This window comes from Sphingobacterium anhuiense, from assembly GCF_042686355.1.
GTDB classification, from domain to species: domain Bacteria; phylum Bacteroidota; class Bacteroidia; order Sphingobacteriales; family Sphingobacteriaceae; genus Sphingobacterium; species Sphingobacterium anhuiense.
On the sequence record NZ_JBHUPE010000001.1, the window covers coordinates 319,515 to 335,648 of the forward strand.

The window sequence follows — 16,134 nt, forward strand, 5'->3', positions numbered from 1 at the left end:
ATCTGAAATATTGTTTGAAATACAATTAGGGAGAGGATTACTCCGACAAACTTATAATTGATAAATCTTATAAAATATTGGATCACGCTGCTCCGTGAGCTTTATTGCTAAATAAAACAATTATTAATAGAAGCCAAACCAACATCAAATGGCTACCATATTGGCATGATCTGTTGCGAAACCGTCGGTCAAATCGTTTTTCACTTCAATTATCATCTTATACACCGTTTTAGTGGATATATGGAAAATTACTAGAAGTGGCGTAAGATATGCCATAGCTCATAAGTGGAATTATTAATTAACATTACTCTTTAGCAATATCCCAAATTCATTATAGTAAAAAACTCACGCATTTATCAATGGTATGTGGGGCCCTAATAGTTATAGTTAAAATATCAATTATTTTTAATTAATAAAGCTCCAAATCGTCCAAAACTATCAATCGTTTCTGGAAGGTACACTAATCGGTATCCATTAATTTTGCTTTCTACATAATACCTATAGGGCAAAATGTGAAAGTCGTCAAGATAAATATATTTAGCTCCTAAAGAAAGTATTTGGGGGAAATTATAAATTCGATCTTCCAAATTTCCCAAATCATAAAAGATAAAATCATACTGATTATCCTTGATATCTCTTAAATTTGTATTTACATTAAATTGAATATTTAATAAATCACGGATAATTGCTTCTGTTTTATTAGCCCATTTAGGGTCGGTATCCATAGATCTAATATTATCATATTGGGATAAGAATAATAGGGTACTCACACCGCTCCCGAGATCTAAGATATTTGTCAAACCAAATGTATTAATTAATTTGACACAATAAGTTATCGATTCTAAACTACAAGCCATAGCTCTTTGACTATCATCAAAATTTCGCATATACTTCTCATATAGCTGTTTCATATATTTATTTTTTAAGTATTTTTTATTAAAACTATACTCCTATGCAAGGAGGAATATTTGAATTTTCTTTTGATCAGAATTTTAAACCCGGCAATCTTTTTTCTCTATCTGATATTAACATTTTATAAAGATTCTTCACCACTCTTTTGATTATAAGTATGCATATGCAAAAGAGAAATCTACTGTACAAATTGATGATCAAAATAATCAGGAAGAATTTTATAGATTTTCTTAATTCATTTAAGTTTATTGATTATTATAAGTAGAAGCATAAAATTAGCCTCATTAGAAAATGATAGATTTATCATAATTAAAAAAGTAATATTATCGCTCTGAAATTCTATTAAATTTATTTTGAAGGGCATTTCACAAATAAACACCCCCGAGAAATAAATATTTACAACTCAATAAACTAGGCATATATTCCCCAAAGTTTAAAAGAGCGCTAGAACGAATTTACAAAACATATTCTAAAATTAAAAATATTATTTTCCCATATAACATAAACACATTTTTTTAAAAAATTATAAAGTTTCACATACTAAATATTTTCATTAACATTAAACTAAGTTTTCGAATGGTTTTATGCTATTCATTTGTGCAATTATTTTTAATTTACTGAAAACATAATGAATACTTTTAGTATTTTAGATCAACGAAAAATTAATATCATTTACAGCTTATTTAGGAATAAATATTCTAAGATTTCGAAATCAATGAAAAAGTCTTCAATAAGTCATAAAGCAAAAATAACATATATAGACGTATAGCTGGCAAGCTTTAAATAAATCCATAAAATGAGAAATTTCTATAAAAACAACATATTAAAAGATCATAGAATCAATACCTTGGACAGAATTGATGATTTGGAATTATTAGAACCAATTACCCGACAAAAAATAATCAAGATTATTGCCGAAGCAAAACAAAATGGGGTTGAACTGATGATTTTTGAAACATTTCGAAGCACAGCGAGGCAACAGTTTTTATTTGAGCAAGGAGTGACAAAATTAAATGAAGTTGGAGTCCATCACTTTGGCCTAGCATGTGATTTGGTATTGAATATTAACGGAATTCCCTCATGGGAAGGTGATTTTTCAATCCTAGGAGAGCTTTCAAGAAAGCATGGGTTAATATGGGGAGGAGATTGGGGGAAACCATATGAGAAAAACGATTTTGTGGATGCTGCCCATTTACAAAGATGCTCTATAATTAGACAGCCATCATTATTTTCATTCGAATGGTATCCACAAAACGATTACAATCCATTTAAAGAGGTGTACTAATTTACATCTCTTATATAAAACTAATTTCGCGATTATATCCACTTATTAGTAAGAAAATATGAATATTTATTTTACAAATTTTTACGTATAAAGAGATGCAATACTAGGCTTAATAAGTCCAAATTCATTAAATAATATCGTATTATTATTTAGCAAGTAATATTTATTATTTAAGAGCCTAAAACCTTTGGACTCCCATTTTCTAAAAAAAACAAATCAACCCGGTTTTTCACCACATCTTTATCTAATAAAAAATGATACATACCATTCTTTAGATGCACATCAAAGTTCTCATCGTTAGTTTGATAAAATTCATATTTTGCCACCCTATCACGACTATTTTTCATACCATGATGCAATAATAGCAAATTAGATTTCGCGGTATTTTGTAAATAAGGAACAGCAGTAAAGTGCAATTTCTTATCAGCAATAATTTGCATTGGACCAATATTTTTAAAAATTCTCCATCTAAATATCGCTCCATCTCTCGAATTCATATTTCCATCTTGTATATCTGAACGATAATCATAATCACTATCCCATAAATTTACTAGATAAACTCCCCAAATATCTATTTCAGGCCGTTCCACAAGATCAAATAGGTTATTATAACGCTTATCTAGAACTTCGTCACCATCAATAAAAAAATAATACGAAGATCTAACAAATGATGCCAATCGGAGGAGTAGATTTCTATTACTCAAATCATTAAATCCATTTCGTCTTTTCTTTGCTTTGAATAAAACCTTTTCATCATCAATCAATTCATAAGTATTGTCATCGCTGGAATCATCAAGACAAATAATTCCATCAACAAACTTATACAGACTTCGGAGTGTTTCTTTAATATATTGTTCTTCATTATAGGTCTGAATTAAAGCAATAACTTTGTAAGTTCCTGTAAAAAAGTCACTATTTAATATTTGATAATCAATAAAATTGTCCAAATAACCCATTAAGCAATTGTACTTAATATCATTCCAAGACTCCCAGTCATACTGTATATTTACAGCTAACGAAGAGTTTGTTATTTTTAGATCTTTTGGAAATAATGCTTTCGCTATTTCAATATCATGCAGATTTAAACCCTCTCTGTAAAAAAAATGCTTAAACCTTCCTTCGAAATCGATACTAAATTCTCTAAATCCAAGAATATCGAACCTCGCTTTTATATTTTCAAAATAAAATTGATTGAATTTCTCATCAAAACCTCCAACATAACGAAAAGCTTTTCTTCGAATAGCAAATCCATATACATGTATGCATTTCTCGTTTTCATAAATGATAGAAAAATAATTTTTTTTATATTCTATCAAGATACTTTTTAAGCGAATCAAAAACTCTGTATGAATGTTGGCTCTTCGATCTAAAATGCATACATGCGTTTTCCGACATTTCAGAAGACAAAGATTAAGAACTGCACTATAAGAACTTGAAAAATCAAAACTTATAATACTAAGATTCAAAAACGGGAATTGCAATACCGACTCCTTTAGATCCGACCATGAAACTTGCTCAGGAATCGCGACTATAATCCTTAAGCCATTATTCGTGAAAATATGAGAATTTAAATACAAAAAATCAATCCAATCATGTAACGAATTAATTCCTGTAACAATTATATCTAAATCAATATTATTCCAAAGATCCGACATTCATTATCATTGTTAAGTCCAAAATTTTATTTTTCCATAATTCCTCGAGAAAGCCAACAGCTGACTCATAGCTTTCTTTATTAATTTCTACAAATTGCTTAATCGATTCGGACAGACTATTTTCAGATAGTAGCAATCTCAGAAAATTAGATTCCGCCACCTCTAAATAGTACAGGAGTTTATTATGACTTTTTAAAATAATATTTGCGGTACCTGTAGCAGTATATGTTAACTCCAAGCCTTCGACTAATCTAGCTGTTAAACTAGAATAGTCTCCTTCATGAAATTTAAAAAAAATCCAGTTTCGATATCGCACGTGGTCAATAACATTATCAAAAAGATTCTCTATTGAGACAAGCTGTCTAATTCTTTCAGAATTTTCATAAATTTCAGACTCAGATAATGCAAAAATTGAATTTATCTCTTGAAAAACTAAATTTCCCGGAATTTCCTCGCCCAAATATCCTCCTAATCTCCCACTTATTCCACTCTCAAGATGATCAAATAAATTATCCGCTAACAAAATGCCTCCAAATCCTTTATCCCCTACTATAATAACAGGAATTCCTGACACAGCAGCATGTAACGCATTTAAAGAACTACTTAAGAGAACACCATCATCCTGGAAATACAAATCTTCCTTTATAATATTAATAAAGGAAATATTACTATTAAAATATGGCTCTAGCTTTCTCCTATCGGAAGGCCTACCATACACATTTAACCTAAATTGTGGGAGAGTGTTGAATATCTTAACAATTTGATGCGCAAATTCCTTAGAAGTATGAAAAAGATCTAATCCTATGGATGGATTAAAAAAACGTTTTTTTGATGGTTGAAGATTTGAAAAATAAAATGTTTTTTTAAAAGGAAAAATAGCCGTTATTTTCTCTGTAGGATTTAAATAAAAAACACCAAAAACATTGTGTTTGTTATGCGCAATACCTGCAAGAAAATTTACGTGACCATTCTGGTTACAGAAAAATAAATAAATAGGAAGATTAAATCTCCTATTTAAAAAATCAATTTTAAAGTCACCTTTCCCTGACCCCAAAATAAAAACACAGTCCCACAGAGAAGAATCTATATCAGCAAGAGGCACAAGGGCCATATTTTCTGACAAGGAAGGACCTGTAGCATTAAGATGCAATATTTTGCATCGTTCAGCCTTTAATTTCTTTTCAAACGCGAAAAATAATTCACGCTCCTCAAAATTTGAACTTAAATGTAGTATCAGGATATTCATAGGCTAAAGCTGCAAGTCAGATATATTATAAAGAGTTTCAAATTTGACATCAATATTGTCTTCCCCACTCAAAAATGGAATGGAAACAATAATTTCTTCAGTATCATACTTTTTTTGAAGTTCAAGAAGTCTTGATTTACATTCAGATTTATTACCTATAATAAACCCCTCTTTATAGATGTAATTATTCTTAGACTTCCATCCCTCAAGATCCTTCTTATCTTCAAGACAGATACATTTAATAGCAATATTTTTGAGAGGAAGAAAACCATTTGTAGAGTAGAATTTTTCTGAAAAAATCCTTAAAAGATCCTTATTATCTTTTTGATATGATGTATCATGAAACAATGATAAACTAAAATTGGACTTGTGGGTTACAGCTTGTTCAAAAACTGCATCTGATGTTCCCAAAAACCAATAATCTGGGTAGGCTCCCCCCACTGGAGCAATGTACCCTCCTGTATCATTCCCATTTAAAAATTTTTGATCATTTTCAATAATTTTAAATACTTGGTTAATTTGGTTTATGAAGAAATCCATGGAATCAGATGCCGCCAATTTATGTATGTAATCCTTCACAAAGTCAGGCACCCCACCTCTGGCAAATCCCAATTCAATTCGATTAGGAAACAAAGTAGATAACATTTTAAAAGTCTGAATCATACGATAAGGATTATGATAATTTAAAAGAACCCCAGCAGCCCCAACTTTTATTGCTTTTGTTTTAGACACTATCAAACTTAGAATTACTTCTGGACTGGACCATGTTGAATACTCATTATAATGTTCACCAATCCATAACCTGGAAAATCCCAATTCTTCAATTTTTACAGAATTAAGGACCGTTTCTTCAATTACTTTTGTGCTATTAATCTTGTTTAGTGCGTAACCAAATTCTAGAATCCCAAGTTTAATCATAACAAATCTAAAAAGAAAATCTTATCCCAATTTCTAAGACCAGAATTTGGATATTTTAGGTTTAGATCAATTAAAGAGATACCAGTAACTCCCTCTAACAATCCTTGATTTTCAGACATTAAATATCCATTTTCTTTAAAATTATTTTTTGAAAAGTCAGCCCAATATTGATATGCATCAAATAATTCGTTATCTTGGAATACATGATAAAATTTATTTAAAATATAAGCGATCCCATAACCTCCGTGACAAAGAAATAAGTTTGGAGCACCATTTTCTTCGTTTGCGACACTATAGCCTGTCGTGTGCAACTGAGCGGATATTTTAATCATATCAAATGTTTTGCGAAGGAGCTCTTTATCACCTAAAGCTGTTGAGGCAACCAAACAGGCCGTTGCAATTGATAAAATTCCGTAACACCAAGAAAGCACATAAGGCTGTCTTATAGACTTTTTCCCATCAGGCCAAACGACAGATGGAAACACATAATTATCCGCATCTTGTTCTAACAGCCAATCAACACTCCCTCGAATCATCCGTAAACATTTATCGCGCTCGATATCGTACTGGACACACTTACTCAAAAAACAGATAATACTCGGAACACCATGAGCAAGACCTAAATTAAAATACGGATTTTTATCGCCATCTGGATTGTGAAGAGAAGTATAAAAATCTAACCACGAGACACTAGTATTCAATTTTAAAGATGTATCATCTAATCCATTTACTATGTCTCCCAACATTTTATGCATTTTGGCGTTATCCCCCGAATCCAATCGCTCAAATAAATAGTGAGCTTTTCCAATAGAACCTATAAACGGATCATAAATCTGGTCTTCTAAATCCCATTTTAAAGAGGCAGGAAGATTATCATCAATATCATCCAAAAATTCATCATAATCATCCCCTATTAAGTTATTATTTTTTAAAAATTGTATCAACCAAGCCAAACCTATTACTCCATATGCAAACTTAAAATTTAAAGGATATTCGGAAGCAAACTCAACATGTTTATACAGTAAATCTTCAGCTTGTTGTTTTACTTCTTCATCATTACCAATTTTATAAAGATTAAAAAGCAAAAGAACTTTACTTAATTCTCCCGTTAAAAGACCACAATTTTCAACTTTAACATCAAAGTTAACGAATGGAACAATAGGAGACATATTTTCATTAATTCGAAGCATAAAATTTTATCAACAAAAAAAGCATCATAGTTTTACGAATAGTGCACATAAAACCATGATGCAATTTTTAAAATTAATTCACTAGAAATTACTTAACATTTAATTGCAGAACAAAGGGCAGCGCTAGGATCAACAGTAACTAATGCAGCACCGGTTGCGACTCCTGCAAATGAAGACTTACTACATGAGTAGTCTCCTCCGCAACAGCTATCGTCTAAGGCTCCTAATCCAATACCCCCTCTTAAATTACTAAGGGCTTTCTCATCTAAGTTACTAATAGATTGTTTGTTTAATTTCAGTTTCTTTTTCATTTTAAAGAAAATTTAGGGTTTAAAAAATTGTTATTTATATAATTATTCGAATTATATCAGCTATTAATCACCAAATCACCACAGAAGTATCTTAATCTAATATACCAATTTTTTTTATACAAACAAAATTTAATAAACTTTTTTACAAAAAAACATTGTTAAATTACATTAAACAAAATGAATATCAATAAAAATAAGTAAATTAATATCAATTTGAAACACTTTATTTAATATTTAGCTACTTTTTTAAAACATATAAACTACCAAAAGCAGGTGCAAAATCTATTTTTAATCCAATATCTTTTATATAATCTAAATCCACAGCCTCTAATCCGACCTTTTTTAACCTATATATCACTGAATTAATATGTTTACCGAGATTTTCTATCAAAATAGGAGATTTTACTTTTAAAGCTTCCAAAAAATGATATGGTCGAGGAATAATATATATAAGAGTAATTATTTCTATTAAGTTTAGATCTTTCGAATTCTTTGAAAAATAAAATATCGCCCCACTTTCTATTCCTCTGATATTTGGTGCAAATTCGATTATATTTAAGTAAACTTCTAAAATTTTATCTTTAGATACGGATATGAGATTTTCTATAATAAGTGCTATAACTACTTCCTCAACCTTTCTATAAATATTTCTCTTATGATTTAAGAATAAATTTCTTGAAAGTTGCATAGTGATTGTACTGGCACCTCTCGATATTCTTTTGGAATTTATATTATTAGAAATTGCAAAACCAATATTCTCAAAATCAATACCACTATGCGTATAAAAAGAGGGATCTTCACACATAACTACAGCCTGTTTCAATAATGGAGTAAAATAATTACTTTCTTTATATAATTTATAATCACGCTCATCTATATTTAACCCAAATTCGTTTACCACATAAATTAGTGGGCCAATATTCCCAGAAATCTCAAATGAATTAAGGGAATTGATTTCAAATTCGGAATCCATAAAGTCTATATCTAAATTAAATCTGTCTCTGAATTTAAAATCGAGTTTGTATACTCCTGAAAACTCTAATTGTCCAACTAAATCAATTTCATATATAGAGCGATTTACAAAATTCCCAAAAAAAGCCTTTAAATGATCAATACTCATTTTATTCAATCCAAAATTTACTTCCAAAAAGTTCGAGTCAAACGTAATATTGCATTTTAGATTCATTCCATCTATAAAGAAAGTTTTAATGTTTATATTTTTATTATCATCATTTTCAATAATTGCTAGATCCGCATTAATCTTATTAGCATTTATCTTTTTATCAGCGAATAAATCCGACAATATCGATACATTGTGACATTCAAAATTTATTGTAAGTTCCCGCTCAAAAAAATGATAAAAAGTGACGACGTTATCAGCATTCATTGCAAAAATAGACTCACTGCTTTTTTGAATAAATATTGAAAATTCAGAAATTTCAGCTTTTCCATTTTCTAGTATATATTTTCCTTCACAGTTTATATTTAGATCCCGAAATCCAACAACTTCAAAATCAGAAATGATTATTTTATGAATGAACCTATAGCTTTTTGAAAGTATTAATTTAATTCTTTTCAGATAATTATCTTTTTTTTGAAATGTATTGTCCGATTCTTTCCTAAATCCAGCATTATGTAGAGAAAGAATTATAGATTCCAATTTTAGACTCTCAAACAATTTCCCTCTTTTAAAAGCCGCGCTCCGATGTACCTGTATGTAATCAATCGACAAATCTAGATTTCTTTGCCGATTACTAACACTAATTCCATAAATCTCTAATATATTTATATTTGTAATTCTAAAATTTTGGTAATGCAAATCGATATGATATTTCCCTGCTATTTTAGCTATGATATACGAAAAAATCTTCTTGGACAACGACGTGCTTGCAAAGACTTTTAAGCAAACAAAAAAAAGATAACAAATTATTTTCATTGGATTTAGGTATATTTTTTCAACATTTTTTCTGCTATCAACCGAATGGATTCTGATTTCTCCTCAAGGCTATGATAAGCATTCATCAATACAACTTCTTCAACATTTAAGGTATCTGCAATTTCTAAAATCCTATCATTAACTTCTGATGGCTTTCCACAAATAGCTTTATGGTTATTTTTCCAAGATTTTGAGGCCATTTCCTTGTTAAACTTGCTAATAATATAATCCGAATGAGAGCAATTAACCTGGAGTGCAATTGAAACTACTGGTAAATGACCATATCTCTTAAAAAACAACTCACGAAAACGTGATAGTGTTTCTGATAGCTCAGTAAGCTTTCGATCAGTATGAAACAAAGATAGACAGAAATTGGTTTTATAATCCACCGCCAATTGTATCAAACTGGGTGAAGAGCCTAAAAGCCAATAATCCGGCATTTTAGCACCATATGGTTGTATCTGAATATCTTTATATTTAAACTCTTCTGTCTGATCATGCTGCATAAAACCCATTAATTCCTTCACCTGAGAATAAAAATATTCTTCGTTAGGGTGTTTTTCAAAATCACCAAACGGTTTAAGATATATTTCCTGAATATCTCCTTTCGCCAATCCCAAATCAATTCTATCGGGATAAATTGAAGATATCATGGTAAATGCTTGAGCAATCCTAATGGGAGTATGATATTTCATTAACACACCTGCAACTCCAATTTTTATGGTACTACTATATCCTGCGAGCAAAGGTATAAGATGTTCGGGGGATGCCCATGCAATATTACTATCAAGATGTTCGCTCATCCAATACCTCTTATATCCTAAGTCCTCAAAAACTTGTATATTTTCGAATAGATGATTTATAACATCATGGGCATAAACGTTAGGAGGATAAATATTACCAAAATCTAACAGACTTAAACTAATCATAATTTACTATAATAAATACTTTAAATATCACTACTTGTCTTGAATTTTACGATTCATTATCAAGTTCATAAAAACTTCACTTTCTTGTTTAATTAAATACATATTAGTTTTCTTTATTTCCTTAGAAAAACTTGAATCGATATTCATTGATAAATATTGGTATGAACCGATACTATATATTGAATCAGTATTTCCAAAAAATGAGATATTCTTATCAAGCAATGAAACTATTTCAACTTTTTCTCCCGAATGGAATAATTTTAATGAATTTGTCTTTAAAGTAATTCGCAAGGAATCTACTCCCAAAATTTCTCGTCTTGATACAACTACCCATTCTGAAGTTGGAGTATATTTAATAAAAATCAAAATTAAAGTACTAATTATTAATATTGAAAGAACAAAAGGACCACCATATCGCACCCAAAAAGAAGGGCGCACTTTCAAAATGGATTGAGCACTCTCTGACAAAGCGCTATTGTTTATTAGAATAGATTTTTCACTTTCCAAATTCATAAATTGAGTTGATTTTTGACTAGATTAAAATAATATTTACTTTTTGAGATTAGTTCATTATGATTACCAATCTCAACAACACGCCCTTTGTCTAGGACTATAATTTGGTCAGCATCTTTAATCGTACTAAGCCGATGAGCAACAATTAAAACAGTTCTATCTTTAAAAAAAGATTTGAGATTTAAAAGTATTTCCCTTTCGTTAATTGAATCCAACGAACTTGTCGCCTCATCCAATATAAGAAAAGATGGATCCTTATATATTGAACGTGCAATCAACAACCTTTGCTTCTGCCCAGCACTCAGATTAACTCCTTCATTCCCGATTTTAGTAGATAATTTAATTTCCCCCCCTCCAACGAAATCTAATACATTCGAAAAATCTAATGCTTTAGCCAATCTAACTTTGTTTAATGCTCCATCACCACCAATGGTTATATTATTAAGTAGTGTATCGTTGAATATGAATCCATCTTGTAATACTGCACTACTCCTTTCTCTCCAAGACTTTTTATTAATTTTTATAAGTGAAACATCATTCACAAGTATCTCGCCCTCATAATCACTGTAAAAATTTAAAAGAAGTTTTATCAATGTGCTTTTTCCGCTGCCACTCGCACCCACTATTGCCGTTACTTTCTTATTGGGAATGTTAAAATTTACATTTTTTAAGATATAGTCATTCGCACCAAAATACTTAAAACTTAAATTTTTTAAAACTATATCACTTCTTTCCTCATTGATCACACAGGAATTGGACAAACCTTGTTCTTCATCTTCTATCTCATATACCTCATTTAATCTATTTAGACTTATTTTTGTATCTTGGAAAGATGTTATAAATGTTAATAATTGTAAAATAGGTCCACCCATTTGACCTATTAAAGATACAATTGCCAGCATCCCACCGAGGGAAATATTCCCTATAATAACTAAATAGGTCGCAATGCCTGTTATTAACATGTTTTTAATTTCATTAATTAATGACGATCCTAGATTTAAGGACTGTTCTAAACGAAGACTTTTTAAATTTACCTTATAAAGTTCATTTTGAATTTCTTCCCACTCCCATCTTTTTTTAGTTTCAGCATTATGAAGTTTCAATTCTTGCATACCATTTAAAATCTCGATTATTTTACTTTGATCTTGGACGGCGACTCCGAATCGTTCATAATCTATATTTTCTCTTTTTTTAAGGAAGAAAATTATCCATAATCCATAAAAAAAAGTGCCCACAAAAAAAACCACGAAAATAAACAAGCTATAATATAATAACACACTTCCCAAAACTAAAATTGAGATTACTGCGAAGAATGTGTTTAATGCATTCATCGTAACCAAGTTCTGTATTCTATAATTATCATTAACACGCTGAAGTGTATCTCCAGTTTTTCTACTATCGTAGTACGATAATGGTAGATTCATTAGTTTAATAAAAAAACCTGATAACATAGAAATATTGATTTTAGAACTTAAATGAAGTAAGATCCATTTCCTAATTGCTTCAATTGCAAAGCGGGAAAACAAAAAGAATAATTGAATAATCAAAATTATTAGTACAAAATTTATGTCTTTATTTTTGATACCAACATCGATTGTACTTTGTGTAAGAAAAGGAAAGAGAGTTTGAAAAAAAAGACTAGCTACCAACCCTATGAATAGCTGGAACAATAGTTTTTTGTGATCCTTGACATATTTTTTAAATAATGATAAGGTAGTTACAATATTAGTTTTATCTGTATGATAATTTTTTATACTTGAGGTTGGTTCCAAAACTAACAATGAACAAAATCCTTCATTGCTCATGCATTTTTCTTCAAATTCCTTTTTACTGTAGTCCAACAACCCTCTCGATGGATCAGAAATATAAACTCTGTTTCTCTTTATCTTATAAATCACAACAAAATGACTATCCATCCAATGAAGGATCGCTGGAAGGTGAACTTCGTTAAGCAATGTATCGTAATCTAAAGCAACACCATATGCGTGAAAACCGACTTCCTCCGCTGCCTTCCTTAGATTTAACATCGTAGTTCCATCTCTGGAAGTATTGCAAAGTCGTCTGATATCATCCAACTTACTCCATACTTTATAATGTAATAAAACTATTCTTAAACAAGTTGGACCACAATCCATCTCATTAACTTGTCTAATTGTAGGAAACCTATTCAACATTGGCTATTTGGGCATTTAAAGAAACATAATAATTTAATAATAAAGAATAACAAACAAATTCATGCGAACGCTGTTTGACGTTGAAAATTCTATTCATTGACATATGTAGCAGACTACTTTGTATACTACCCAAATCGTCCTCATCATTTTCTAGTATTTTTGTCTTAATGATCTTACATAATTCTAATTTTTCCTTCAGAAGCTCTTTTAATTGCACATTTTGCCCAATATTTTGCTTATACTGCGATAACTCAAATGAAATTATCTGCTTTTTTTCCCTATACATAGAAGAAAGCTGATGTCTTAATTGCTTGTCAGCAAAATGCTCATTAAAAAAATAGTCATAGAGCTTTCGAAGCATTTCTATTCTTTCTTTCAATGTTAACTCAAAACCTTCAAATGTTTGATCCAATACTATCAAAGAAATTAACCAACGCTCATCCTCATTTCCCGATTTAAATAGTCTTGACAATATTTTTTCACATATCTTCGTATCGTTGAAGAAGAAATCTTCAACAGTTTCTATAGCATACGGCTTATACCTTTGAATTTCTCTTTCATAAATATCGGTTTGAATTGTTCTGACGATCCCACTGTTGAGATAACTAGTTATTTTTTGATTAAGTAAATTTACTATATACGTCAAATCATCGCTGTTTTTCAAATGAAATCTTACTCTTAAATGCGTTTTTGGATCAGCATATCTTATGAAGAACCATTTATCAATCTTTTCTGTCTTTAAAAGCTTTTTCGCTAGTGGGAAAATTACTCTAATCAAAATCTCATCTGTTGCGCCTTCAGAACAATAAATTTTATAAAACAGCCATTCAGAACCGATAGAGAATTGCTTTTGGACAAACTTCTTACTAGATTTTTTTTTAACGAATGGAACTATTGATAAGTTTTTAACAGGCTTTTCTTTATATAAAAAAGTTAAAATCTGATTGGTATACGAAGCCAAGTTATTGTCGGTCACATAAGAATTTTTGGAATCAAATAAATACTCTGTAAAAGAAATATTACTTTTCGTCTTTATTTCCGAAAGGAATGTTAAGAAACTCAAATCGTTCTCAAAATCGATAAATAATTCATCATCTCCTCGGTCAAGAAGTATTATTCTAGTGGGAATATTAAAGGCTTTCAAAAATTCATTCAAGGCATTTTTGCCATGGTGTATCAAATTTAGAAAATCCTCCCTTTTAAGATTCCAACGTGCGGCTTGTAATATAAAACTCTTATATTGTACTCTTGGTAAATATGTTCGTCCTTTCAAAAAGTCTCCCCAACTAAAACCAATATATTTTCTGTAATTATAGTTTTGAACATCTCCTAAAAAACGATAAATAGGTGTCTTATCGAATCTATAATTGTGGGCACTTGTAATTCTTGGAACAATCTCTTTTTTTAAGGATTTACTGTAAAGAATAATTCGACTTTCACTTACGCCTACAAAAATGTCACTTAACATGATTTTGTTTTTAGCAACATTAACATTCCCCAATATCGAAGTTTGCCACTCTCTCATCAACGGTTTAACAAGAATATTAGAGACCTTATCGTTTGGAGAATAATCAATCTCCGCTATGATTTTTTCGGATAAAAGCTCTTTCTCAATAAAATTAAGATCATTTACAATTTTATTGATCGCATTTGATGAATTCGAAAACCTCGCTATAAGATTTCCACTAGAAGATCCCCCGACTGATTCCACTAAAATTTTACCGTCGCGGTTTAGCATCCTAAACACAAAATAAATCGTTTCGGGAATATCTGACCAATCTTCTAAAAGAAGATCAATATCTTTATCATCAATTTCAATACTATTCGCTCCAGTTTTTACCGCCTTCATATATTTTTCGAAAATAAATTCCTGAAGGGGATCCCATGAAAAATTTCCAGGTCCACGAACCACAGGAAAATCAAGTCCATCAAGTAATTCTGAAGTAATTTGATCCCTCTCCTGCCCATCAAAATAGCCTACTCCGTGTTGAGGATCAAGTGCAACAGATAGTGGAAGAAATTCGTCTTGAAACTTTTCAACAAACCTGACCTTAAATTCTTCTAGACTATTATTTTTTCTATGTGGACTTATTTTGTTCAATAACTTAAGTACCTGTATTAGCTCCTTCTGAATATTTGTTGAAATGGAAAACTCATCGAAATCAATGAATGTATCGATCTTCAAAACATTACGTTCAATTAACTTCAATCCTATTCGCTTGAGAAGATCTTCTGAAAACTTTTGAATACTTAAAATCTGATCTATATCGTCAACTTTTGAAGATATGCTCAAAAGCTTATGAAGATCTTGAAACCACCAGCGATTTTTAAGTTGTGGATTTTTCTTTAATAATTCATAAATTTGATTTTCTATATTATCGTGCACTCCAAGTTTTAATTCACTAATTAAAACACTTGAATCTTTTAATTCATTTAAAAAATCTGTTATTTCTGAGTTGGAAAAGTTTTCGTCACTCAATTCTTCAGAAATAGAAGCTAAAGTTCTTCCGGATTTCGACAAAGAAAGAATTTTTTTCAGAAATGGACTAGCATCGACACCGCTTAGTTTATGTTTCTTTACTTCTCCATCGTATACTTCTTCAATATACCTAAATTGGCTTCCAACCTGATAAATAGTATTATTTGGATAAAATCTCACGCTTTCTTTGATAATATCATCATTTTCTAAGAAATTTAGTATCCTTCTTAAGTAGGTATAATCAAGATTAACTACATATTTCTTTTTACCGTTTAACGTACACTTGGTGTCAGTTCCCCATTCCCCAATGGATAAACCTGATATAACACTAAAAGGCGCTGGCTTAAAAGATAAACGATTAATATATTTATAGAGTGTTTTAGATTCTCTACCGAAATTGTTAGAAAAATTAATTTTATTTTGTTTTAGATGGTTATAAAAATCCTTAGAAACTATAGAGAGTGAATTATCAAAATCTCTCGTTGCTATAATCTCATCTAATTTCCCGCTAACTAGATAATCACTAGAAAGAGTAGGGGCTCTCATCACAATTTGTTTATAAAATAAATAAGGTATTTTTTTCATA

General features: G+C 30.2%; 12 protein-coding genes. 1 reads left to right on the top strand and 11 read right to left on the bottom strand.

Features of this window, described 5'->3' with window-relative positions; genetic code table 11:
* Window positions 1–395: 395 nt before the first annotated feature.
* The gene (locus tag ACFS6I_RS01355) at window positions 396–911 is read right to left on the bottom strand and encodes a hypothetical protein (protein ID WP_380917607.1); all 516 of its coding nucleotides are present in this window, start codon (window positions 909–911) and stop codon (window positions 396–398) included.
* Window positions 912–1,708: 797 nt separating this feature from the next.
* On the opposite strand from ACFS6I_RS01355, the gene ACFS6I_RS01360 reads away from it, so the two are divergent.
* Window positions 1,709–2,197, top strand: coding sequence for a M15 family metallopeptidase (locus tag ACFS6I_RS01360; RefSeq protein WP_380917609.1), 489 nt, complete (start codon window positions 1,709–1,711; stop codon window positions 2,195–2,197).
* A gap of 170 nt (window positions 2,198–2,367) precedes the next feature.
* Here ACFS6I_RS01360 and ACFS6I_RS01365 read toward each other — a convergent pair whose 3' ends face one another.
* The 10 genes from ACFS6I_RS01365 to ACFS6I_RS01410 form a co-directional block, all read right to left on the bottom strand.
* On the bottom strand, window positions 2,368–3,513 hold the full coding sequence (locus ACFS6I_RS01365; RefSeq protein WP_380917611.1) for a glycosyltransferase family A protein: 1,146 nt from the start codon (window positions 3,511–3,513) through the stop codon (window positions 2,368–2,370).
* 319 nt (window positions 3,514–3,832) lie between these two features.
* Window positions 3,833–5,098, bottom strand: a complete 1,266-nt coding sequence (locus ACFS6I_RS01370) for a hypothetical protein (protein ID WP_380917613.1) — start codon at window positions 5,096–5,098, stop codon at window positions 3,833–3,835.
* A 3-nt stretch (window positions 5,099–5,101) separates the two neighbouring features.
* Entirely contained in the window at window positions 5,102–6,016 is a 915-nt protein-coding gene (locus ACFS6I_RS01375; RefSeq protein WP_380917615.1) for an LLM class flavin-dependent oxidoreductase, read from the bottom strand.
* Entirely contained in the window at window positions 6,013–7,206 is a 1,194-nt protein-coding gene (locus ACFS6I_RS01380) for a lanthionine synthetase LanC family protein (RefSeq protein ID WP_380917617.1), read from the bottom strand. The genes ACFS6I_RS01375 and ACFS6I_RS01380 overlap by 4 nt, the downstream gene beginning before the upstream one ends.
* Before the next feature lie 92 nt (window positions 7,207–7,298).
* Complete coding sequence (locus tag ACFS6I_RS01385; RefSeq protein ID WP_380917619.1) at window positions 7,299–7,517, bottom strand: class I lanthipeptide; 219 nt, start codon at window positions 7,515–7,517, stop codon at window positions 7,299–7,301.
* 238 nt (window positions 7,518–7,755) lie between these two features.
* Window positions 7,756–9,453, bottom strand: a complete 1,698-nt coding sequence (locus tag ACFS6I_RS01390) for a biosynthetic peptidoglycan transglycosylase (protein WP_380917621.1) — start codon at window positions 9,451–9,453, stop codon at window positions 7,756–7,758.
* Window positions 9,454–9,458: 5 nt separating this feature from the next.
* Window positions 9,459–10,382: an LLM class flavin-dependent oxidoreductase gene (locus ACFS6I_RS01395; protein ID WP_380917623.1), complete on the bottom strand. Its 924-nt coding sequence runs from the start codon at window positions 10,380–10,382 to the stop codon at window positions 9,459–9,461.
* 30 nt (window positions 10,383–10,412) lie between these two features.
* The gene (locus ACFS6I_RS01400) at window positions 10,413–10,895 is read right to left on the bottom strand and encodes a hypothetical protein (protein ID WP_380917625.1); all 483 of its coding nucleotides are present in this window, start codon (window positions 10,893–10,895) and stop codon (window positions 10,413–10,415) included.
* Window positions 10,892–13,069 carry a peptidase domain-containing ABC transporter gene (locus tag ACFS6I_RS01405; RefSeq protein WP_380917627.1) on the bottom strand — a complete coding sequence of 726 codons (2,178 nt, stop codon included), beginning with the start codon at window positions 13,067–13,069 and terminating at the stop codon, window positions 10,892–10,894. Before ACFS6I_RS01405 ends, ACFS6I_RS01400 begins: the two co-directional genes overlap by 4 nt.
* Entirely contained in the window at window positions 13,059–16,133 is a 3,075-nt protein-coding gene (locus tag ACFS6I_RS01410; protein WP_380917629.1) for a lantibiotic dehydratase, read from the bottom strand. Before ACFS6I_RS01410 ends, ACFS6I_RS01405 begins: the two co-directional genes overlap by 11 nt.
* Window position 16,134 lies beyond the last annotated feature (1 nt).

Coding starts and splice junctions, on each gene's coding strand:
- ACFS6I_RS01355 (WP_380917607.1), bottom strand. CDS start 911: ATGAAACAGCTATATGAGAAGTATATGCGAAATTTTGATGATAGTCAA.
- ACFS6I_RS01360 (WP_380917609.1), top strand. CDS start 1,709: ATGAGAAATTTCTATAAAAACAACATATTAAAAGATCATAGAATCAAT.
- ACFS6I_RS01370 (WP_380917613.1), bottom strand. CDS start 5,098: ATGAATATCCTGATACTACATTTAAGTTCAAATTTTGAGGAGCGTGAA.
- ACFS6I_RS01375 (WP_380917615.1), bottom strand. CDS start 6,016: ATGATTAAACTTGGGATTCTAGAATTTGGTTACGCACTAAACAAGATT.
- ACFS6I_RS01380 (WP_380917617.1), bottom strand. CDS start 7,206: ATGCTTCGAATTAATGAAAATATGTCTCCTATTGTTCCATTCGTTAAC.
- ACFS6I_RS01385 (WP_380917619.1), bottom strand. CDS start 7,517: ATGAAAAAGAAACTGAAATTAAACAAACAATCTATTAGTAACTTAGAT.
- ACFS6I_RS01390 (WP_380917621.1), bottom strand. CDS start 9,453: ATGAAAATAATTTGTTATCTTTTTTTTGTTTGCTTAAAAGTCTTTGCA.
- ACFS6I_RS01395 (WP_380917623.1), bottom strand. CDS start 10,382: ATGATTAGTTTAAGTCTGTTAGATTTTGGTAATATTTATCCTCCTAAC.
- ACFS6I_RS01400 (WP_380917625.1), bottom strand. CDS start 10,895: ATGAATTTGGAAAGTGAAAAATCTATTCTAATAAACAATAGCGCTTTG.
- ACFS6I_RS01405 (WP_380917627.1), bottom strand. CDS start 13,069: ATGTTGAATAGGTTTCCTACAATTAGACAAGTTAATGAGATGGATTGT.
- ACFS6I_RS01410 (WP_380917629.1), bottom strand. CDS start 16,133: ATGAAAAAAATACCTTATTTATTTTATAAACAAATTGTGATGAGAGCC.